Below are 20,852 nucleotides of genomic sequence, written 5' to 3'. Positions count from 1 at the left end.
ACCGGGTGATGCGCAAGCAGCGCCGCACGGTGGTGTTTGTGACCCCCAGCCGCGTCTACGGTCCCTGATCCGCCGCGGCCCCCCCCCGGGGGGGGGGGGCCGGGGGGGCGGCGGGGGGGGGGGGGGGGCCGCCGCTGCCGGCGCCCGCGTGTGCGTGCTCGAACGGTCGTCGGTACCACGGTACAAGACCTGCGGCGGCGGGCTGGTCGGGCTGTCCATCGACCATGTCGGGATCGATCTGACCGGCCTGGTCCGGTCCTCGGTGAGCGCGCTGACCCTGAGTCTCGACGGGCGGTTCCGGGTCAGTCGTGGTCGGGTCGACGACCGGCCCTGGCTGTCCATGGTGATGCGCTCCGACCTGGATGCCGCCCTGCTTGCCGCGGCCGAGGCGGCGGGCGCCACCGTGCGTACCGGCGTGCAGGTCACCGCGCTGCACGACGAGCAGCCGGACGGCAGCGGTGCGAACGGCAGCGGCGCGGACGACGGCTGGGTCACGCTGCGGGTCCGCGGCGGTGCGGACGTCCGGGCCCGGGTCGTCATCGGGGCGGACGGCACCTCCGGGCGGTGCGGCACCCACGTCGGCGTCCACTGCGATCAGATCGACGTGGGTCTGGAGGGCGAGTTCCTCGTCGACCCGGCGGTGGCCGAGCGCTGGGCCGGTCGGATGCTGATCGACTGGGGGCCGGTCCCCGGCTCGTACGGCTGGCTGTTCCCCAAGGGACAGGTGCTGACCGTCGGGGTGATCGGCGACCGGGCCGAAGGCGGCGCGCTGCGTACCTACTACCGCCGCTTCGTCGAGCGGCTCGGGCTCACCGACGCTCCCCGGCAACACGACTCCGGCCATCTGACCCGCGTCCGGGCTCCCGGCTCACCGCTGCGCCGGGGTCGGGTTCTCGTCGCCGGTGACGCTGCCGGCCTGCTCGACCCGTGGACGCGGGAGGGCATTTCCTTCGCCCTGCGTTCGGGTCGGCTGGCCGGCGAGGCCGCGGCGGGCGCCGTCGGCGCGGCCGCCAGCAACGGCCCACGGGGAGCGGCCGCGCTCGCCGCCTACCCCGGGCGGATCGAGACCATCCTCGGTCCGGAGATCGCCGCCGGCCGCGAGGTCCTCGGCGCGTTCATCCGCCGGCCGGCGGTGATGCACGCACTGCTGTCCAGTCCCGGCACGTTCGGTCTGTTCACCCGGCTCATCGAGGGTCGCACCACGGTGGCTCGCCAGCTGCGGCGACCCGGGGTGCGCGCGGCGGTGGCGGCGCTGGCGCGCTGACCGACCCGGGCGCGCTCAGCGCGCCCTGCCGCCGCGTTCCTGGCCGAACCGCTCCGCGACGGCCCCGGCGATCTCCCGGTAGGCGTCTCGGGTCTCCCGCTTGAGGTCCGACAGCACGATGCGGCCGCCGTCGGCCAGGTGCGGGTCGTACGGCACGCGCACCACCCGCCGGGAGCGGGCCTCGAAGTGGCCGGCGAGCGTGTCGACCTCGGCCCGTTCCACCTGCGCGGGGAACATCGAGATCACCGCGACGGCCTCGCGGACCAGGTCGGCGTAGCCATGGGCGTCGAGCCAGTCCAGGGTCGCGCTCGCGCTGGACCCGCCGTCCTCGGTCGCGCTACTGACGATCACCAGGGTGTCGACGGTTTCCAGCACGCCGTGCATCGCGCTGCGCCGGATCCCGGTGCCGCAGTCGGTCAGCAGGATCGAGTAGTGCCGCTGGAGAAGATCGTCCACGGCGCGGTACTCGGCGTCGCCGAACGAGTCGGACAGCTCCGGGTCGTTGGCCGAGGCCAGCACCTCCAGCCGCGAGTCGGCCTGCGACAGGTACTTGCGGACGTCCACATAGCGTTGCAGCCGGGGAGCATCCTCCAGCAGTTCCCGCACGGTGTGGTCAGACGTGCGCGGCACCTTGGACCCCAGGGTGCCGCGGTCCGGGTTCGCGTCGATCGCCACGACCCGGTCGCCGCGCAGGCTCGCCAGCGTCGAACCGATCGCGACGGTGGTCGTGGTCTTGCCGACGCCGCCCTTGAGCGACATCACCGCGATCCGATGGCAGTCCAGCAGCGGGGTGCGGATCCGGGAGACCAGCCGCTGGTCACGGACCTCGTCCGGGGACGGCCCGGGGTTCACCGCGCCGGCGGAGACCTGGTACACGAGCTTGCGCCAGCCGCGCGATGACGTCGGCGGCGGTGGCGGCAGCAGCGCGCTGGGGAGCAGACCCGCGCGGGGATCACGCTGGTCCCGGCGCGGAGCCGGGGGTCGGTCCGCCGCGTCCGCGTCGGCGCGGCCCGCTCCCGGGACGGCCGGGCGGGCTGCCGCGATGCCGTGCCGGGCGGTCGGATCGACGAGGTCGTCGGCCTCCCGGTACGGGCTGGCCGGCGGCTGGCGGTGCGCTCCGAGATCGGCCACGGCGGGCCGGTCGTCCGGGTAGGGCGAGTAGCCCGGCGCTGGCCCGCCCTGCCGGGCGGCGTGCGTCGGCCGCCGGCCGCGGGTCTGCTCCGCCTGGCCGGCGGCCGACGACTGCGGCCAGTCCGGCGGCCGTTCGGCGGCGACCGACGGGAAATGCTCGCCGCGGCGACGGTCAGCCGCGGCGGGTCCCCGAGGCGGCTCGCCGTTGCCGGAAAAGGCGTCGGGGCCATCGCCACCCTGCCAGCCAGCGGGGCCGGGGGGCATCGGCCCGTCGGACGGCGGTCCCGGCGGCGAAGCGGGGCGGTCCGGCGCGGGATACCACGCTGCGTCGAGACCGGCCGATCCCCCGGACCGCGGCGCGCCGAGCAGATCGTGCGGGACGACCCGGCGGTGTCGGGCCGGCGGCGGGCCGGCCGCGCCGGGCTGGTGGTCGGCAGGACGCGGCGCCGGGTCGCGCAGCCACGACGGGATGCGGCCCACCGTGCGAGCGGGCCCGGACGGTGGGTTGCCGAGGTTCAGGGCACCGGTGACGCTGCCAGGCGGCGGGGGCGGCGCGGGGTACTCCGTCGATGGAAGGTGATCGTCGTAGGGCCCCGGGGGGCCCGACGGCCGGCTGGGTCCGGTCCACGGCGCGGGCATCCCCATGGTTGACGGCGAATCCACGGCCCGCGGCGCCGACCCGGGCTCAGACCGCCGTTCGTGGGGCGCCGGCAGATCGCCGGCCCGCAGCGCCTCGGTCGGCGGCGGGAAGTGCGGTGGCGGCGGGATGTGCGGTGGCGGCGGGATGTGCGGTGGCGGCGGGAAGTGGCCAGCCGCGGCGGGGCCGGCTGGCCTCCCGGGCGCGGGCCCGGCGTAGGAATCGACCGACCAGGCCCTGGTCTGCTCGGGTGCGCTGGTCTCGGCCGGCGGCGGGTAGGCCTGGCCGAACCCGGGATGGGAGCGGAGCGGGTACTGGTCCAGCAGCGGATCGAAGGTGCGCGTCTCGATGGGCAACATCCGGCCGTGGCCGCTGCCCGGGCTGGGCGCGGCCGGCGGCGCCGGCGGCAGTTCCGGCTGGCGGATCGACGGCCAGGTGTCCGAGGAGATCGGCGGGCGGGCGGCCCCCGCCGCGGGTGGGACGTCCTGCGGGTGCCACTGCGCGGACTCGGCCGCCAGCGCGGTCGGGGCGGCGGCCTGGTGCGTCGGCAGAGCACCGTCCTGCGCGGGGAACCCCCGCAACGCCGAGGTTCCGGGGGACGCGGCCGCCTGGGGTTGGGCTGGCCGGTCGGGCGCCTGATATGTCCGCTGGTTCGGCCGCGCGGTGCCGAACGGGTCGTGGGCGCCGCCGGTCGGCATCGGTTCGCCGCCGTTCGGTTCGCCGCCGTTCGGTTCGCCGTGACGCGGGACGCCGTCGACGGACCAGCCGGGGCCGCTGCCGCGGTGCGCACCCGACGAGCCGCCGGTGGGCGGCCGGTCGACCTGCCACGAGTCCGGCCCGGGGCCGGGCTGCGGGTAGGGCGCATCCACCCGGACGTCGTCGACGCTGATGGCGTCCGCGCCGGCGCCGGCTCCGCGGCGGGGCGGGTGCGGCTGGTCGGCCGTCGGCGATGGAGCGGACAGGGACCAGGGGGACATGGCGGAATCGCGGGACGGATCTCCCGACGCGGGACCTACCTCCGCGATGTCCAAGGGTCTCCCCTCCGGTCAGGCGCCCGGGCCCTGGGACCGGACGAACTGAACAACCGTGCACGACGGCCGGCCTCCGATTGTCACCCGGTGGCCGGACCGGCCGAGGCCGGGACGCGGCCCGCCGAACCGGTCCGGCGGGTCCGACCAGAATGACATGCGTCCCCACGGGCCGCACGGCCCGGCTCGCCAAAACGCTGACGGCCAGGCCCGGCACCCGATATAAGGCCTGCCCGTCCGGGTACGCCGCCGACGGCGACACGTCGGGAACCGCGTGGCGGACGGGAGAGGCGGTGGCGGAGATGACCGCGGAGGACCGCGGCGTCCGCCGCGTCGTCAAGGGCGGCATCGCTGTCGGCGCCGCTGTCGCCGCCGTGGCCTTCGCGACGCTCGCGGCCCTGGTCGCGGTCGGGTGGTCCCCGGTCGTCAGAACTGACGGTCATGTCGCGGACGTTCTCGCGCGGTGGATGGCCCCGCGGGGGACAGCGGTGGCGGCGCTGTCGCGGATCAGCGAGGTGTTCCATCCGACGGTGTTCCGGGTGATCGCGGTGCTCGGCGCCGGCTGGCTGTGGTGGTGGTCGCGGCGCGCGGGCGCTGCCGACCCGGCGTCGACCCGCCGGCTGGCCCTGTACGTGCTGGTGACCGTCGAGCTCGGCGGGCTGCTGGCCCGCGGCTGCAAGGAGCTGCTCGCCCGGCCGAGGCCCGCGCCGGTCGATCCGGTGGCCCACGCCACCGGGTACAGCTTCCCCTCCGGGCACGCGGTCGGCGTCATGGTCGCGGCGGTCGCCCTGCTCGTCGCCGTCGGATCGGTCACCGGGCGCCGACCGGGGGCGCTCTGGTGGTCCGGGGCGGCGGTGGTGGTCGTGGCAACCGGATTCGCGCGCCTCGGGCTGGGCCTGCACTACCTCTCGGACGTCCTCGGCGGCTACCTGCTGGGCCTTGCCTGGGGGCTGGGCCTGGCGGCCCTGCTGCGTCCGTGGGCCGTGCGGCCCTCGGACGGCTCGTCGGCACACGGCCGCGCGCGGCCGCCGCCCGGCGGGCCGGCCGGGGAGGACCGCGTCAGACGGACAGGTTCGGCGCCGTGACGGCGCCGGGTGCGGGACGCTGGTCCACCGCGGACCGCTGCCACTCCCGGACCAGCAGGGCGAGTTCGCGGACCGCGCGCACCTCGCTGTGTGCCCCGGTGGCGGTCAGCACCTGATCGGCCCGCCTGGACACGGACGTGACCGTCCGGCCCCAGGAGATCGTGATGGCCTCGGTGGCCAGCGCGCAGACCCGGTCGAGTTCGAGCCGGCCCTGGCGGGCCAGCGCGAGCGCGAGGTCGAGCCGGATCACCGAGCGGAAGCCCGGGACGTCCATCGCGTCGAGCTTCGGCAGCGCGAGCTCCGCGTGTTCCTCGGCGGCCCGCAGCCGCCCGAGCAGGCACATCGCGGTGGTGGCGTGGTAGGACACCTCGACCGGGTGGAAGGTGTCGAAGCCCAGCCCCGGCCGCCCCCACTGGTCCGGCGGGATCAGATCGGCCAGGTCGTACGCCTCGTCCAGGGCCTGGGCCGCGCCGCGCACGTCGCCGAGGGCGGCGAGCGCGCGGGCCACCTGGCAGACCAGCCGGGCCCGCACCGGCCCGTCGCCGGCGTGGACCAGCCCGTCCTGGGCGAGGCGCAGGGCCTCGTCGGGTCGCTCGGCGTAGAACTCGTTGACGGCGGCGACCTCCCGGGCGGAGCCGCGCAGCGGCCCCTCTCCGGCCTGCCGGCCGGTCTGGTAGCCGAGGGCCGTCAGCGAGCGGGCCGTGGCGAGGTCGCCGAGCTTGAAGGCCGCGTCGCCGCCGAGCACGGCCACCTGGCCGGCCAGCACGTCCCGCCGATGGACGTCGGCACCCGGAACCGAACGCCGACCGAGCCGCTCCAGGCCGCGGCGAAGCCGGGCGGTCTGGGCGAGGATGTGCGCGGGCGGGGTCCGTTCGTGCGCGTCGAGCAGGTCCCCGAGCATGTCCTCGGCGCGTTCCAACGCGAGCTGGACCGGGCTCGCCGCGAGGACGTCGGAGACCTCCATGATCTGGCCCTCGGCGAGGAGCGCGGACATCACCGCGACCCCGGCGGGCCGGCGCTCCGACCGGCCGGCAGGGTCTCCCGCGCCCTGCCCGGTCGGCGGACCAGGGGTGGTGAGCGGGGCGAACGCGGTCCTGTCGGCCAGCAGCGTCAGCCAGCGGGCGGCCTGGCCCGCGGGGGCGGCACACGAGGGGTTGGGCTGCGTCGCGGCTGGCCGCCATGGTCCGCCCGCCGGCCCGATCGCCTGGAACTCGGGCCCCGCGAACGGTGCCCGCGGCCGCAGGAGGGCCAGTCGGGTCAGGTCCGCGAGGCCGCCCGCGGCCCACAGCAGGTTGGCGGTCGGGGAGCTGACGGGGCCAAGGCCGCAGCAGTCCAGGGGCGGCTGGGTGGGCGGCTCGGTGGGGTAGTCCTCGGGGCGGTCGTCCGGCGGGGTCCGGGCCGGGGGGATGCTTATCGACTCGTTGGACGCTCGCCGGACTGCTGGCGGGCCGGATCGACCGTTCGGACCCGGGGAACCGTGGTGGGGTCCACGGTCCGGCGGGGGTCCGCTCGACTGCGGCATGCCGCGCGTCCTTCCTTCCGATAACACTACGGTCCGTGACCGTGTCGACAACGTAGCGAAGGGTGCAGTCCGCTGCGAGAGTCGACCCGGGGAAGCGCACGAAGAGACCACTCGACCCTGGTGGGATCGGGACCGGGACGGGAACGCCGGCGGCAGTGGCGGCGTTCGGGTCGGCGGCGGGCGGCCGGCGTCTCCGGCGAGCGCGTGGCGGCGACGCTGCCGCCAACCGGTCACTCCGGTCGGGCTGACTGGTTGTTCCGACCGGTGTTCCGGATTCCTCAATATCGATAGTAGAAGGGAGATCGCGTCGCAGGGTGACGATGACGGGCTGGCAACGTGGTCGCCACCGTGGCTCCACATGGTGTTTCATCGAGGTTTCCGATATCGATCTTGCTTTCGTGGGTCTTTTGCGACCACCGTTGCGGTGCATCGTGTCCGGTCGCGCGGTGCACGGACGAACGATCTCCCGCCCTGAACGCGCCGGACCGGGAAAGGCTTGTGCACCTGCCGCCGTAGTCCGGCGGCCGTGTCCGCCGACACCGCGGCCGGCAGTTGGGCGCCCGGCGATGATCCGCTGGGCAGGCGGGAACAGAAGTGCAATAAGTACGAAATGTTGACATTCGGTCATAGGTGCCGGCGGCGGGGGAGACACCACCACCGCCGGTAGGAGTGACGCCGCCGGCCATGGGCGCCATCCGGTCGGTAGCCTCGGCACGGTGGCTGATGTGGCCGGGCAGTTCCGCATGACCTGTTCGGCGCGCTGCGGGCGCGCAGGCGGACGGGTCCGCCGGGGTGCCTCATGACCGGTGACCGCCAGATCGGTGACCGCCGGATCGGCGACCGCGCGGCGTTCCCACCGTCCGACCCGCTCGTCGCCCCCCGCGCCGGCCTGTCCGTCGCGGACGCGGCGCTGGCTCGTGACCTCGAGGCCGCGGCACACCGGGCCTGGCCGCCGCTGCGCCTGCACGACCATCACGGCTGGACCCTGCGCGCGTCGGCCGGCGCGTCCCGGCGCGGCAACTCCGTCTGGGCGCACGGCGAGGTGCCCGACGTCCCCGCGGCGCTCGCCGCAGTCGCCGCGTTCTATGCCGCCGAGGGGCTGCCGCCCACCTTCCAGCTCACCCCCGTCAGCCAGCCGGCGGGCCTCGTCCCGGCCCTCGACGCGGCCGGCTACGACGACTCCGGGCCGACCGACGTCTGCGCGGCACCGCTCGGCGGGGTGACCGGGGCGGCCGGCGGCGGCGCCGCGGACCCGCCGCCGATCGGCGCGGCCACCGAGACCGCCCCCGGGGACGGCTGGCTGCGGGTGGCGGAACAGGTGCTCGCCACCTTCGGCGCGCAGCGGGCCGGCACGCTCGCCGTGCTCGACGCGGTGCGGCTGCCCGCCGTCTACGTGACGGTGGCCGTCGACGGCGTGCCGGCGGCGGTGGGCCGCGGTGTCCTCGATGGCCGTTGGCTGGGTATCTACAGCATGGCGACGCTGCCCGCCGCCCGCGGCCAGGGCGCGGCCCGGCGGGTCCTCGCCGCGCTCGGACAGTGGGCCGCGGCGCGCGGCGCCACCCACGCCTACCTTCAGGTTGAGGAGGTCAGCACCGTGGCCAGGCGGCTGTACGCCGAACTCGGCTTCCGGCCGGTCTACCGCTACTCCTACCGCCGCGCCCCGGCCGCACCGGTGCCGGGCCCGGGCCGGCGGGCGGCCCGGCCGGCCGCGGAGGACACCCCGTGAGCCCGACGTCCGACGAGTTCCTGCGCGCCGGCCAGCTCACCAAGGTGATGGGAGTCGTCAACGTCACGCCCGACTCGTTCTCCGACGGTGGGACGTTCCTCGACCCGGTCGATGCCGTCCGGGCTGGGCTGCGGATGGTCGACGAGGGCGCCGACCTGATCGACGTCGGCGGCGAGTCGACCCGTCCGGGCGCGTCCCGGGTGGTCGCCTCGGAGGAGATGCGCCGGGTGCTGCCGGTCGTTGCCGAGCTCGCGGCCGCCGGCGTGCGGGTCAGCGTCGACACGACCCGGGTGTCGGTGGCGGCCGCCGCCGTCGATGCCGGCGCGGTCCTGGTCAACGACGTCTCCGGCGGCCACGACCCGGACCTGCTGGCCCTGGTCGCCGACCGCGGGGTCTACTACGTGCTCATGCACGCCCGTGGCCCGAGCATCGACATGGCCCACCGCGCGGTCTACGGCGACGTCGTCGCGGAGGTGGTCGCGGAGCTCGGCGAGCGGCTGGAGGCCGTGATCGCCGCCGGCATCGCCGAGGACCGGGTCATCCTCGACCCGGGCATCGGGTTCGCCAAGAAGGCGGAACACAACTGGACGCTGCTGCGGCAGCTCGACGCGCTCGCGCGGTTCGGCCGGCCGCTGCTCGTGGGCACGTCCCGCAAGTCCTTCCTGGGATCGGTCCTCGCGGACAGCCGGGGCGCGAGCCGGACCAGCGACGAGCGTGACGACGCCACCCAGGCGACGACGGCGATGCTGGCCGCCGCCGGGGTCTGGGGCGTGCGGGTGCACGCGGTGCGGCCGGCGGCGGACGCGGTCCGGGTCGTGCGCGCGTGGCACCACGGTGACATCGGAAGCGACGCCGCCGCTTCGGCCGACGGCTCCGGCCCGGCCCGGGGGTCCGCCGGCGCGCGGGAGCGCGGTGTCGGGCGGGGCCGCGGCGGTGCGGGTATGCCCGCGCCGGGCACGTCCGCCGGTGCGGGGTCGGCGTCCGGTTCCCGGTTGCCCCGCCACGGCGCGTCCCGGGCCGGGCGGGCCGGGACGGTCGGTGACAACGGCGTGGAGGCCGGGCAGCCAGCCGCGGACCGTTCGGCATCCCCGTCGCCGGCCCCGGCGGTGGGCCCGGGCCGCACACCCGGCCAGGCCGGAAACCAGGAGACACCATGACCCGCTTCATGACGCCGGGCCCAGCCGTCGCGACCGACCAGGCCACCGGTTCCGTCGACCACATCACCCTCACCGGCCTGCGGGTTCGCGGTCGGCACGGCGTGCTGCCCGCCGAGCGCGAGCTTGGGCAGGAATTCGTCGTGGACGCGGTGATCTGGCTGGACATGTCGCCCGCCGCCCACGGCGACGACGTCACCCTGACCGTCCACTACGGCGAACTCGCCGAGACCCTCGCCGGCATCGTCGGCGGCGAGCCGGTCGACCTGATCGAGACTCTCGCGTACCGCCTCGCCGACGCCTGCCTGGCCCACGATCGGGTCACCCGGGCCCGGGTGACCGTGCACAAGCCGGCGGCGCCGATCCCGCTGGCGTTCACCGACGTCGCCGTGACCGTCACCCGGGACCGGCCGGCGGACCCCGCGGTCGAGGCCGGTGCTCGCCGGTGATGGCCGACGAGCGCGCCGCCCGGCCTGATCACGCTGTCCTGGCCCTCGGCTCCAACCTCGGAGACCGCTGGGCGCTGCTGCGGGCGGCCGTACGCCACCTCGACGAACTGCTCGGCGTCACCGCCTGCTCGCCGGTGTACGAGACCGCTCCCGTCGGTGGCCCCGAACAGGACGACTACCTCAACGCGATCGTGCTGGTCGCGCCGGCGTCGCCGCGCGCGCTGCTCGCCACCGCGCGGACCGTCGAGGAGGACGCCCAGCGGGTCCGCGCCGTCCGGTGGGGCCCGCGCACCCTCGACGTCGACGTCATCGCGCTCGGCGAGGAGCGCAGTGACGACCCCGAGATCCTCATCCCGCACCCACGGGCGCATCTGCGGGCCTTCGTCTGCCTGCCCTGGCTGGACGTCGAGCCGGCGGCGGTGCTGCCGGGCCACGGCCCGGTCGCCGACCTCGTCGCCCAGCTGAGGCGGGAGGGGCAGGTCGCCGGCGTGCGGCGCCTGGCGGGCAGCCTGGACGCCCATCCGATCGGTGGGCGCGGTGGTGACGAGCCGGCGTGAAACCGACCCGAGCACGTGATCTCGTCCTGGTGGCGGTCGGGTTCGGCGTGCTCGCGTACGTGCTGCTGTGGTGGTCCTATCGGTCGATCCCGAGCCTGCCGCGCACGGCCCCCCTGTCGGTCCTCGTCATCGGCGCGATCGAGCTTCAGGTCGCGGGCATGACACGGCGCCGGTTGGAGGGACGGCCGGGAACCCGGCCGATCATGCCGCTGACGGTCGCCCGGCTCGCCGCCCTGGCGAAGGCCAGTTCGGCGACCGCGGCGGCGCTCGCGGGTGGCTGGGCGGGCACGCTCGGCTACACCCTGCCGCGGACGGACGAGTTCCCGACCGCCGGCAGCGACGCGCTCACCGCCGGACTGGGGCTGGCGGCCGCGGTCGTGCTGCTCGCCGGCGGTCTCCTGCTCGAACGGGTCTGCCGGGTCCGCAGGCCGTAGGGCACGTCGGGTGGCCGCTCCGCGGCTCGCGGACATGGCTGCTTCGAGGCGGAACTCCAGGGGTTAGTCTTAGGTGGATTGCCGTCGGAGCCAGGACTGCGAGCCAGGACTGCGAGCAAAGTCGGGGTTGCCCGGTCGCGCGCGGTTGGGCGCCGACCGCCGGCCGGCTGAGGGCGCGGTGGTGAGGCGCCGAAGCGGAAGGTGCGGGCGGTGGTCGCAGAGGGCCGGAACCGCGGCGGAGCGGGAAACCGGCCGCCGACAACCGCCAGGGGCGGCCAGCAACCGCAGCCCGGGCCAGCCGGCGCCGCACCCCGCAACGGCTACCTCCGCGGCTTCGACCCCGCGGAGGTGGAGACCGAACCGGCGGAGCCGGCGCAGCCGCCCCTCCGCGCCGCATCGTCCCGGCGGGCACTGCCAGCCAGCCGGGCCGAACCCTCCGGGCCAGTGCGGCCGTCCGGCGCGGCGCAGCCATCCGGGGCAGCGCAGCCGTCCGGGCGAGTACAGCCCTCCCAGCGAGTACAGCCCTCCCAGCGAGTACAGCCCTCCGGGCCCGCGCAGCCCTCCGGACAAGGACAGTCGGCGTCGGCCGGTCGGGCGGGTCCGGCTCGGGCGCGGCCGTCGGCCCGCCCCGGGCAGCGGGCACGGGTCGCCCAGCCCGCCGACGGCGCGGCCCCCGCACGGCCGCCGACCTTTCGCGCGGTGGCGTTCGGCACTGCGACGGCGGGCGGGGCGGAGGTCGTCGCCTTCGACCCGGCGGAGATGGAGACCGAACCCGCGGCGGATCAGCGGACCCGGTCGCCGGCGCGGGAACGGCCTGACGCCGCGAGCCTCCCGGACCTCCCCACGCTTCGTCCGCCCGCTGGCCCGGCGCCGCCGCCCGCCGCGCGGAGATCCACCGCGGCCGCGGCCCCGCCCGTCGCTGCCGGGCGGCTGGCGCCGGGAGCAGACCCGCGAGCGGATTACCCGCAGTCGTCGAGTTCCCGCCGTCCGGGCGGCGCGGTCGCCGGTGCCCCGGGCGCGTCCGGTGTGCTCGATGACGTCAGCTTCACCGGGGTTCACCCACCGCTGCCACCCGACGGATCACGGCCGTCCCCCGGTCGGGGAACGGGCCGCCGACCCGCCCCGGCGAATCCCGGTGTCCCCGGCAGGCAACTCGCGGACGCTCGCGGTTCGATGCCACCGCGGCGGCTCGACGCGAACGGTGAGCGGGACGCCGGTGCGACCGCGACCGACCGTCGTGACGTCAATCGTCCTGGCACTAATCGCCGTGACATCGAACGCCGTGACATCGAGGCTTCTGATGCGGCGCGCGGCAATGCGGACCGTGGTGGCGCCATTGGTGGTGCCGCGCAAGGCCGCGGGGGCGAGCGTGGTGGCGGTCCGGCCGACGATGACGGTGGCGTGCGCAACGGCCGCGGGCGTGCCCGTTCCCGGTTGTTGACCCTGGTCCAGGTTCTGATCGTGATTGCCGTTCTCGTCGCCGGGACGTCGCTCGGCCGGACGCTCGCGCTGCCCGGCGACGCTGGCGTGCTGTCCCGGATCGCGGACTGGGGGCGGGCGAATCACCTTTCGTTCCTCGTTGACGGGGCGGGTCGGCTGCGGTGACCAGCGGCCTGTCGGGGGCGCCGATCCGGGCGCCCCGATGGGTGGTGGCCGGAACGGGGAGTGCACCTCGATATTTCGGTCCTGGCCGGCGAGCCGTCCGGTTTGCCGGATTGAGGCCGAATGTTGTCAAGCGTTGTCGTACTTGTCGTTTCATGGTCGTGTGGGCGCGAGATCCCCTCAATATTCGGGTGCCACGTGATCTTTCGGTGACCGCGCGGTTCGCGCGCGCGACGCGCTGATGCGGCCGTGGCGAAATTGCCACGTTCCAGTTCGCCGAATCCCTTGCGTCCACCCGGGCTTGGCGTGTGCAATCGGTATTGGTAGGTCTGTCGCATTCCGTCGACCTCGTCTCGTGCGACCTCGTCTCGTGCGACCTGGTCTCGTGCGCGCCGCTGCCGCGCGCTCTGATCGCCGATGTCGACCGAACGCGCATCCCGGCCTGCCACGCCTGTAGGCATCCAAGGAGGCCACGTGCGTCCGAGACCCGCAGCAGTCCCCGCGGCGCCGCTGCTCGGCGACGCCGGCCACGGTGCTCCGGAGCGGGACCGCGCGGCGTCGGGATGGTCCGGCGCGGGTGGCTCCGACGTTTCCGACGGGCCTGGTCGCCCGGCCACCCCGATCGAGGCCGACCTGATCGTGGCGGCCCTGCTCGACAGCCCGCTGGTCTCCGCCGTCGCGGCGGAGGACCTGCGGATCAGCGGTATTCGGACGTCGACCGGCGCGCCGGACTGGGCGTTCGCCGTCCTGCGCCCGCCCGGCGCCCCGGATCCGGCGATCGCCGTGCTGCGCTGGGACACCTGCTGCGGCTGGGTGCTGGACCAGGTCGGCACGGCCAGGTTCGCCCGGCACGGCTGCGAGGCGGCCGCGCGTTCCGGCGAGGCCGCACACTCCGCGTAGCCGGGGCGCGGGGGTCGCTGGCGGCGCCCGCGGGTCGTGTCCGCCGATGGCCGCCCGCCGGCCGCGTGCCGCGCCAGCTACCGTCATGAGAGTGTCCATGCTGGCCGAGGAGGCGCACGACGGGTCCGTGACTCTGGCGGACTGGCTGCGCATGCAGCCGGACGAGGCAGTCATTCGCCTGTTTCTGCTGCGGCCAGATCTCGCCACGCCGCCGCCGCCCGACTTCGACGTGCTGGCCGCGCGGCTGGAGGTCCGGGTCAGCGTCGCGCGCGCGATGGAGCGCCTCGACACCGGCACCTCCGAGGTGCTGGAGGCGCTGACGATCCTGCCTGCCGGAGTGTCGCTCGAGCGGCTGGCGGCCTTCTGCGGGCATGCGGCCGTCGCCGGGGCGGTGCGTCGGCTGCGTGAACTCGGCCTGGTCTGGGGCGACGACGCCGCGGTGCGGGTGGTCGGCATGGCCATCGATCTCGTCGGGGTCCGGCCGCTGGGTCTCGGCCGGCCCGTGCGGGAGTGCCTGTCGGCCTACCGGCAGTTTCAGCTCACCCGCCTCGCCGAGGCGGTCGGCCTGCCGACGCCCCGGCAGGCCGAACCGGCTCTCGACGGTGGGCTGGGCGCCCGCGCCGAGCTGGTCGACGCCATCGGCACGCTGTTCGACGATCCGGACCGGGTGCGTGGATGGCTGGGCGAATGCTCACCGCGGGCCCGTGAGCTGCTCGACCGGCTGGCCGTCGGCCCTGCCCTCGGCACCACGGCGGAGGCCGGCCGGCTGCTCTCCCTGGATGTCGCCCGCAGCCCGATCGAGGAGCTGCTGGCGCGGGGTCTCGTCGTCGGCATCGACGACGAGACCGTCGAGCTGCCGCGCGAGGTCGGCCGCGCGGTCCGCGGGGACAGGCCGGCCGGCCGGCTGCATCCGGACCCGCCGCCCGGCGCGGGCACGGTGGTCGGCGAGGCCTCGGCCGACAGCGCGGCAGCCCTCGCCGCGGACACGGTGGTCCGCTGGGTCACGACGGTCCTGGACGCCTGGGGAACGACGCCGGTGACGCCCCTGCGCACCGGCGGACTGAGCGTGCGCGACCTGCGTGCCGTGGCCCGTCTGATCGACACCGACGAGCGGGTCGCCGCCTTCGTGGTCGAACTCGCCGCCGCCGCCGGGCTCGTCGACGCCACGGCCGGCGTCGACGTCCAGTTCGTGCCGACCGCCGCCTACGACCGCTGGAGCACCGAGCTGGTCGCGGCCCGCTGGGCCCTGCTGGCCGAGGGCTGGCTGCGCGCGCCGACCGCCGCCTGGCTGGTGGGCGAGCGGGACGAACGCGGTCGGCAGATCGCGGCGATGTCGCTGGACGTGCGCCGGTCCGCCGCGCCGGAGCTGCGGGCCGAGGTGGTGTGCGCACTGGCGGCCGCACCGCCGGGGGTCGCGCCGGACGCGTCGTCGCTGCGGGCCCTGCTGTCCTGGCGGGCGCCGCAGCGCTCGGGGACCCTGCTCGCCGGAATGATCGACGGTACGGTCGCCGAGGCCGAGCTGCTCGGCCTGACCGGCCGGGGAGCGCCCACCTCCGTCGGCCGGCTGCTGGCCGCCAGGCTGGCGCAGGAGAGCGCGGATCCGGCTCGGTCCATGGCGCTGCCGGGCCGGCCCAGCCGCGGCGACGCGGCCCTGTGCGGCCAGCTCGCCGACGCCCTCACCCCGCTGCTGCCCGAGCCGGTGGAGGAGTTGCTGCTGCAGGCGGACCTGACCGCCGTGGCGCCGGGGCCGCTGGTTCCGCAGGCCGCCGCGCGGGTCGCCCAGATGGCGGACGTCGAGTCGACCGGCGCCGCGACGGTCTACCGCTTCTCCGAGGGCTCGCTGCGCCGCGCGCTGGACGCGGGCCTGACCGCCGAGGACATCCACGCCGAACTCGGGCGGCTGGGCCGTACGGGCATCCCGCAGGCGTTGACCTACCTGATCGACGACACCGCGCGCCGGCATGGCCGGCTGCGGGCCGGCCCGGCGTCGAGCTACCTGCGCTGCGATGACACCGCGCTGCTCGCGGAGGTCGTCGCCAGCCGGCGCACCCAGACGCTGGGCCTGCGCCGGATCGCGCCGACGATCGTCATCTCCTCGTTGCCGCCGGCGGAGATGCTGGCCGGCCTGCGGGAGGCCGGGTACTCGCCGGTCGCCGAGGCGCCGGACGGGCGGGTGCTGCTGAGCCGGCCGCCGGTGCACCGCACCCCGGCGCGGGCCCGGCCGGGCTCGGTCGAGGTCGCCGACACCCGGCTGGCGCAGGCCCGCGACGTGCTGCGACTGGTGCGCCGGGGAGACGACGGCGCGAGGGCGCTGCGCGTCGCCGGTGGCCCGACCGGCGTCGAGCTCGGACTGACCCGTTCGGCGCCGCTCATCCTGGTGATGCTGCAGGGCGCCGTGCGGGAGCGGCGCCGGGTGCTGCTCGGCTACGTCGACCAGCAGGGGACGCCCCGGGACCGGATCGTGCGGCCGACCTCCGTCGACGGCGGCTGGCTGACGGCGTGGGACGAGCTCAGCGCCGCGCCGCGCCGCTTCGCCCTGCATCGCGTGACCGGGGTCGCCGACGTCGACAACGCCTTTGCCGGCCGGCCGCCGACACCGGAATGGTCGTCGCCGGTCGGTGCGGACCCGGCCGATCGCCCTGACCTCGACGAATCGCTGTGAGCCGGCGCCCAGGGCCGTGATCATCGCTGCCTGGTGACCGCCCGCCGGGCGGGCGGGCGGGCGGGGCCTGTGGACGGGGCGGGGCACCTGCGGACGGCCTCCGCGATCTGTCGGAGGCGGCCTGTACCGTCGAAGGACATCGCCTGCGGGTGGCGCGGCGCCGGTCTTCGTACCCGGCGGCCGATGCCGGAACGTCGGCCGGGAGGAGTGCAGCGGATGGCGGACGGTCCACTGATCGTGCAGTCGGACAAGACTCTTCTGCTGGAGGTCGACCACGCGGGTGCGGCTGAGGCCCGCTCGGCGATCGCGCCGTTCGCGGAGCTGGAGCGCTCCCCTGAGCACGTCCACACCTATCGGATCACCCCCCTGGCGCTGTGGAACGCCCGCGCCGCCGGGCACGATGCCGAGCAGGTGGTCGACGCGCTCGTCCGGCACTCCCGCTACGCGGTGCCGCACGCCCTGCTCGTCGACGTCGCGGACACGATGGACCGTTACGGCCGGCTGCGGCTGGAGAACGATCCGGTCCACGGTCTGGTGCTGCGCGCGCTCGACCGGGCGGTGCTGGTCGAGGTCGCCCGGTCGAAGCGCATCCTGCCGCTGCTCGGCCAGCGCCTCGACGACGACACGATCGTCGTGCACCCGTCGGAGCGCGGCCGGCTCAAGCAGGCGCTGCTCAAGCTCGGCTGGCCGGCGGAGGACCTCGCCGGCTACGTCGACGGCGAGCGGCACCCGATCGAGCTGGTGGAGGACGGCTGGGAGCTGCGCGACTACCAGCAGGGCGCGGTCGCGGGCTTCTGGGAGGGCGGTTCCGGCGTGGTCGTGCTGCCCGCCGGCGCGGGCAAGACCCTCGTCGGCGCCGCCGCGATGGCCCAGGCGGGGGCGACGACGCTGATTCTCGTCACGAACACCGTCGCCGGCCGCCAGTGGCGGCACGAGCTGCTGCGTCGCACCTCCCTGACCGAGGACGAGATCGGCGAGTACTCCGGCGAGCGTAAGGAGATCCGTCCGGTCACCATCGCCACCTACCAGGTGATGACGGCCCGGCGTAAGGGCGAGTACCTGCACCTGGATCTGTTCGGCGCCCGGGACTGGGGGCTGATCATCTACGACGAGGTGCATCTGCTCCCGGCGCCGGTGTTCCGGATGACCGCCGACATCCAGTCGCGCCGTCGGCTCGGCCTCACCGCCACCCTGGTGCGGGAGGACGGCCGCGAGGGCGACGTCTTCTCGCTGATCGGGCCCAAGCGCTATGACGCGCCATGGCGGGAGATCGAGGCACAGGGCTACATCGCCCCCGCCGAGTGCACCGAGGTCCGTGTGACGCTCACCGAGGACGAGCGGATGGCATATGCCGTCGCCGAGCCGGAGGAGCGTTACCGGATGTGTGCAACCGCCTACAGCAAGCGGTCGGTGGTGGAGCGGCTCGTTCGCCGGCACGCCGGCGACCGGGTGCTGGTGATCGGGGCCTACCTCGACCAGCTCGACGAGCTCGGTGAGCTGCTGGGCGCGCCGGTGATCCAGGGATCGACCCGCAACCGGGAGCGCGAGCGGCTGTTCGAGGCGTTCCGGACGGGGGAGATCACGACGCTGGTCGTCTCGAAGGTCGCGAACGTCTCCATCGACCTGCCGGAGGCCGGCGTGGCCGTGCAGGTCTCCGGCACGTTCGGGTCCCGGCAGGAGGAGGCCCAGCGGCTGGGCCGGGTGCTGCGGCCCAAGGCCGACGGCCGCTCGGCCCACTTCTACACGGTCGTCGCCCGGGACACGCTGGACCAGGAGTACGCGGCGCACCGCCAGCGCTTCCTCGCCGAGCAGGGCTACGCCTACACGATCATGGATGCCGACGACATTCCCGACCAGGTCATCCGCTCCGACCAGGACGGCAGGCCAGGTCCGGCGGACCCCGACGACGCGGCGGACCCCGACGCCGCCGGCGGCGTCGAGTAGCCGGCCTTCTCCTCGCCGATGGCGCGGCGGGCCCCGTGGCGCGGGCCGCGGGCCCCCCCGCCGGGGGGGGGGGAGGTGCCCCGCCCCGCCCCGCGGCGGGGGGGGGGGGGGCCCGGGGGGGGGGGGGGGGGCCCCCGCCCCCCCGGGCCCCCTCGGGGCCCGTCCCGCCTACTCGGCCTCGGGTGGATCGATCAGCTCCGAGATGCGGACCGTCACCGGGAAGGGCCGCGAGGTGCGGAACTCGCCGGCGGGGCCGGACACGCTCGTGGTGACGTAGTCGCCGGCGACCAGCTCGAACGCCTCCAGAGTCGCCGCCTCCGGGTCGATCAGCCAGCACGCCGGTACGCCCCGCTCGCGGTAGAGATCGAGTTTCAGGGTGCGGTCGTAGCGGCGGGTACTCGTGTCCGCGACCTCGACGACGAGGAACGGCGTCTCCTGGAGGCGGCGCCGCTCACCCGACGGGCTCGGCGCGACGACGACGTCCGGGACGAGCAGGCAGCGTGCGGACAGCTCCAGTCCCACCCCGTTGGGTAGCACGTGGGCGCCGGAGGTCGCGGCCTGGCCCAGCAGCCGGGTCAGCCGGTCGGTGACCCGGGCCCGCAGCGGCGTCGGCCATGGGCGCAGCACACACAGCCCGTCCAGCAACTCCAGCCGGGCGTCGTCGTACCCGCCCGCGTCGAGATCGGCCACCGCGATCGGTGGTGTGGGCACCGTCACGGACGGGCGGCGTGAGCGGGACTGAAATGCGACCTGGACCACGACATCTATCGTGCCCGTCCCGTCGAGCTGTGTCGAAAGACCACGCGGGTTAATTGTCCGTGTCGCGTAAATAGTCGAGCTGAGTGCCCCGACAGCCTGGTGAATTGTTGAAAATAAGTGACATTAAACTCTTGTCGATTCCGCTACCCAATGGTAATTTGATCAACGTCGCAGACGGCTGATGGGGGTATCCCCCACTGGGTCGTCTTTGGGAGTGTCTCCCGGCGCTCGCTCCGTCCCGAGTGGCGCCCGCTCCCGGGCTGAAGAGCCCGCCTCCGCGGAACCTCCCGTCCGCGGAGGCGGGCCACCGCGGTTCGTTGCTGCGAAGCCGGTCGGCAGCCCCCTGTTCCGGCAGCCACTCGCTCCCGTGTCGACAGCGGATCCCCACGTCTGTACTGCTGGTCGGCGCGTCGTTCCGTGGTCAGATCCCGCAGTGGCTTCGCTTTCGCGAGATCCACGGGCGATGATTAGGGGCTGATCGTATACGGCAATCCACCCCATTTGAGGGAGGTGGCGACCGGAATCAAGGGTTACGGCAAAGTAATAGCGTTAGCAACGAGTATGTCGCAATTAGACGACACGCCAGCTGGCGTCCCGCTCGTGGCGCCATGTAACGTTCGGGCACTATGTCCGATAAGTCTTTTTCGGTAGGGATGGGAAGTCCCTCTGACCGGCCGGACCCGCCCGGGCCTCCCAGCAACCCGCGCCCGCCGGCCGCGCCCCCCCCCCCCCCGCGGGGGGGCCGCCCCGGGGCCCCGGGGCGCCCCGCGCCGGCGCCGGGCCGGGGCCCCCGGGCCGGCCACCGGTGACGCCCGGGCGGGGCCCCACCGCGGTGGCCACCCGGCGTGGCTACCGGGCCGGCACGATCTGGGCTGGCGCACCGATCTGTGCGGCGAGCCTCGCCCAGTGCCCGTCGGCGGAGTTCAACGCGTCGGTGGTCCGCGCGAGCAGAACTGCGGGCTGCTGGGCGGTGCCGTCGAAGAGGTTCCCGCAGGTGGTGACGGCCTGGCCGTAGGCGCTGGCACCGGCGCTCCACGCCTGGGCGGCCGCGGGGGCCGGCGGCTGGCCGAGCGGGGCGATCTGGTCGACGAGCTGGCCGAGCTGGGCGCAGGCGGGCTGCAGCGCCATGCCGTTCACCGCCTGGATGTCCGACCGCACGGCGCCCACCGCGGTGACGATCTGGCCGCGTACCTGCGCCGTGCCCGAATACCAGGTGGCCAGTCGGGCGTTCACGTCGACGGTCGGCGGCGGCGAGGCGCCGGCCTCGGCCTGCGTGCCCGGGCCGCTGCCGACCAGCAGGTACACCGCGACGACCGCGACGATCCCGGCGCCAGCGAGGATAGCGAGGCCCCGGCGGCGTTCCTCGCCGGACAGTTCTTCCCAACTCCGGTGGTCTCTACGACGCCGACGCACAAATCCCCCACCTGATGCGAAGTAATCCGACCTAGCAGACGCGGGAGTTGCCCCCGACGTTGTCCTGGTGGCGCTGTTCCGGCCCCTGGGCGGGCTACCGCCGCCGCGCGCGCGTGCGCCGCAGCGCACCACCCGCCGGGTTTCGTCACACTTTCCGGCCGCGCCGCGCTGCCGCACCCGGTGCGTAAGGCAGGTGGGAGGGCGCGGTGCGAGACGCGCGGAACGCACGTGGCTGGGGGAGGGAAGATGACCGAAACGGTGCCGGTCTGGTGGGAGTCACCGGCCCTGCCGGACGAGATGGGAAACGTCACGGCCGCGGCCTGGTCACTGGTCGTGCTCGGCGGCCAGGGCGATCGGGTCCGCGGGGTCGTCGGGCCCTTCCGGGCCCCCGAACATGCCCGTCGGTACGCCCACGACGAGCGGCTGCGGATGTGGCTGGTGGTGCCCGCGCTCTGCCTGACCCTGCCGGCCGGACAGCAGGCCGCCGGGGTCGCCGTGCTGTGAGACGGCGGATCACGCGGGACGGCGGGCCCGGCTGAGACCCCGGTCCCAGTGCCCGCTCCGGTCGGCCGAACCGGCGCCGGG

The 20,852-nt window shown here is 75.3% G+C and carries 16 protein-coding genes; 12 read left to right on the top strand and 4 right to left on the bottom strand.

From position 1 onward, the window contains the following. Window positions 1-64: 64 nt before the first annotated feature. A complete protein-coding gene (locus tag MXD60_RS21170) occupies window positions 65-1,264 on the top strand; it encodes a geranylgeranyl reductase family protein (protein WP_283098734.1) in 1,200 nt (399 codons plus the stop codon). A 15-nt stretch (window positions 1,265-1,279) separates the two neighbouring features. On the opposite strand, the gene MXD60_RS21165 is transcribed toward MXD60_RS21170, so the two are convergent. Beyond that, on the bottom strand, window positions 1,280-4,009 hold the full coding sequence (locus MXD60_RS21165; protein WP_248821075.1) for a nucleotide-binding protein: 2,730 nt from the start codon (window positions 4,007-4,009) through the stop codon (window positions 1,280-1,282). A 353-nt stretch (window positions 4,010-4,362) separates the two neighbouring features. Here MXD60_RS21165 and MXD60_RS21160 point away from each other — a divergent pair, with 353 nt between their 5' ends. Further along, window positions 4,363-5,145: a phosphatase PAP2 family protein gene (locus MXD60_RS21160; protein ID WP_248821074.1), complete on the top strand. Its 783-nt coding sequence runs from the start codon at window positions 4,363-4,365 to the stop codon at window positions 5,143-5,145. Here the strand turns inward: MXD60_RS21160 and MXD60_RS21155 are convergent. After that, window positions 5,120-6,667, bottom strand: a complete 1,548-nt coding sequence (locus tag MXD60_RS21155; RefSeq protein WP_248821073.1) for an NsdA family TPR-like regulatory protein — start codon at window positions 6,665-6,667, stop codon at window positions 5,120-5,122. The genes MXD60_RS21160 and MXD60_RS21155 overlap by 26 nt on opposite strands. Before the next feature lie 799 nt (window positions 6,668-7,466). Between MXD60_RS21155 and MXD60_RS21150 the strand changes: the two genes are divergently transcribed. The 9 genes from MXD60_RS21150 to MXD60_RS21110 all read left to right on the top strand — a co-directional run bounded on the left by MXD60_RS21150 (window position 7,467) and on the right by MXD60_RS21110 (window position 18,095). Then, the gene (locus tag MXD60_RS21150) at window positions 7,467-8,393 is read left to right on the top strand and encodes a GNAT family N-acetyltransferase (RefSeq protein ID WP_248821072.1); all 927 of its coding nucleotides are present in this window, start codon (window positions 7,467-7,469) and stop codon (window positions 8,391-8,393) included. Continuing rightward, the gene (gene folP, locus MXD60_RS21145) at window positions 8,390-9,550 is read left to right on the top strand and encodes a dihydropteroate synthase (protein WP_518468382.1); all 1,161 of its coding nucleotides are present in this window, start codon (window positions 8,390-8,392) and stop codon (window positions 9,548-9,550) included. Before MXD60_RS21150 ends, folP begins: the two co-directional genes overlap by 4 nt. Then, window positions 9,547-9,996: a dihydroneopterin aldolase gene (gene folB, locus MXD60_RS21140; protein ID WP_248821071.1), complete on the top strand. Its 450-nt coding sequence runs from the start codon at window positions 9,547-9,549 to the stop codon at window positions 9,994-9,996. The genes folP and folB overlap by 4 nt, the downstream gene beginning before the upstream one ends. Next, the gene (folK, locus tag MXD60_RS21135; RefSeq protein WP_248821070.1) at window positions 9,996-10,553 is read left to right on the top strand and encodes a 2-amino-4-hydroxy-6-hydroxymethyldihydropteridine diphosphokinase; all 558 of its coding nucleotides are present in this window, start codon (window positions 9,996-9,998) and stop codon (window positions 10,551-10,553) included. Before folB ends, folK begins: the two co-directional genes overlap by 1 nt. Further along, on the top strand, window positions 10,550-10,987 hold the full coding sequence (locus MXD60_RS21130) for a DUF3180 domain-containing protein (protein ID WP_248821069.1): 438 nt from the start codon (window positions 10,550-10,552) through the stop codon (window positions 10,985-10,987). The genes folK and MXD60_RS21130 overlap by 4 nt, the downstream gene beginning before the upstream one ends. 1,401 nt (window positions 10,988-12,388) lie before the next feature. After that, the gene (locus tag MXD60_RS21125; protein ID WP_248821068.1) at window positions 12,389-12,592 is read left to right on the top strand and encodes a hypothetical protein; all 204 of its coding nucleotides are present in this window, start codon (window positions 12,389-12,391) and stop codon (window positions 12,590-12,592) included. 471 nt (window positions 12,593-13,063) lie between these two features. Then, a complete protein-coding gene (locus tag MXD60_RS21120; protein ID WP_248821067.1) occupies window positions 13,064-13,489 on the top strand; it encodes a hypothetical protein in 426 nt (141 codons plus the stop codon). A gap of 85 nt (window positions 13,490-13,574) precedes the next feature. Further along, complete coding sequence (locus MXD60_RS21115) at window positions 13,575-16,151, top strand: helicase-associated domain-containing protein (protein ID WP_518468379.1); 2,577 nt, start codon at window positions 13,575-13,577, stop codon at window positions 16,149-16,151. A gap of 216 nt (window positions 16,152-16,367) precedes the next feature. Then, the gene (locus MXD60_RS21110; protein ID WP_248821065.1) at window positions 16,368-18,095 is read left to right on the top strand and encodes a DNA repair helicase XPB; all 1,728 of its coding nucleotides are present in this window, start codon (window positions 16,368-16,370) and stop codon (window positions 18,093-18,095) included. A 168-nt stretch (window positions 18,096-18,263) separates the two neighbouring features. Here MXD60_RS21110 and MXD60_RS21105 read toward each other — a convergent pair whose 3' ends face one another. After that, entirely contained in the window at window positions 18,264-18,854 is a 591-nt protein-coding gene (locus tag MXD60_RS21105; RefSeq protein WP_248821064.1) for a Uma2 family endonuclease, read from the bottom strand. Between the two features lie 849 nt (window positions 18,855-19,703). Then, window positions 19,704-20,267: a hypothetical protein gene (locus MXD60_RS21100; protein WP_248821063.1), complete on the bottom strand. Its 564-nt coding sequence runs from the start codon at window positions 20,265-20,267 to the stop codon at window positions 19,704-19,706. A 246-nt stretch (window positions 20,268-20,513) separates the two neighbouring features. Here MXD60_RS21100 and MXD60_RS21095 point away from each other — a divergent pair, with 246 nt between their 5' ends. Then, window positions 20,514-20,771 carry a hypothetical protein gene (locus MXD60_RS21095; protein ID WP_248821062.1) on the top strand — a complete coding sequence of 86 codons (258 nt, stop codon included), beginning with the start codon at window positions 20,514-20,516 and terminating at the stop codon, window positions 20,769-20,771. Window positions 20,772-20,852: the final 81 nt, after the last annotated feature.

It is taken from the genome of Frankia sp. AgB32, from assembly GCF_023243045.1.
Taxonomy (GTDB): Bacteria; Actinomycetota; Actinomycetes; order Frankiales; family Frankiaceae; genus Frankia.
Note: the sequence above shows the minus strand (reverse complement) of the source record. Positions and strands in the feature narration are given on the sequence as shown.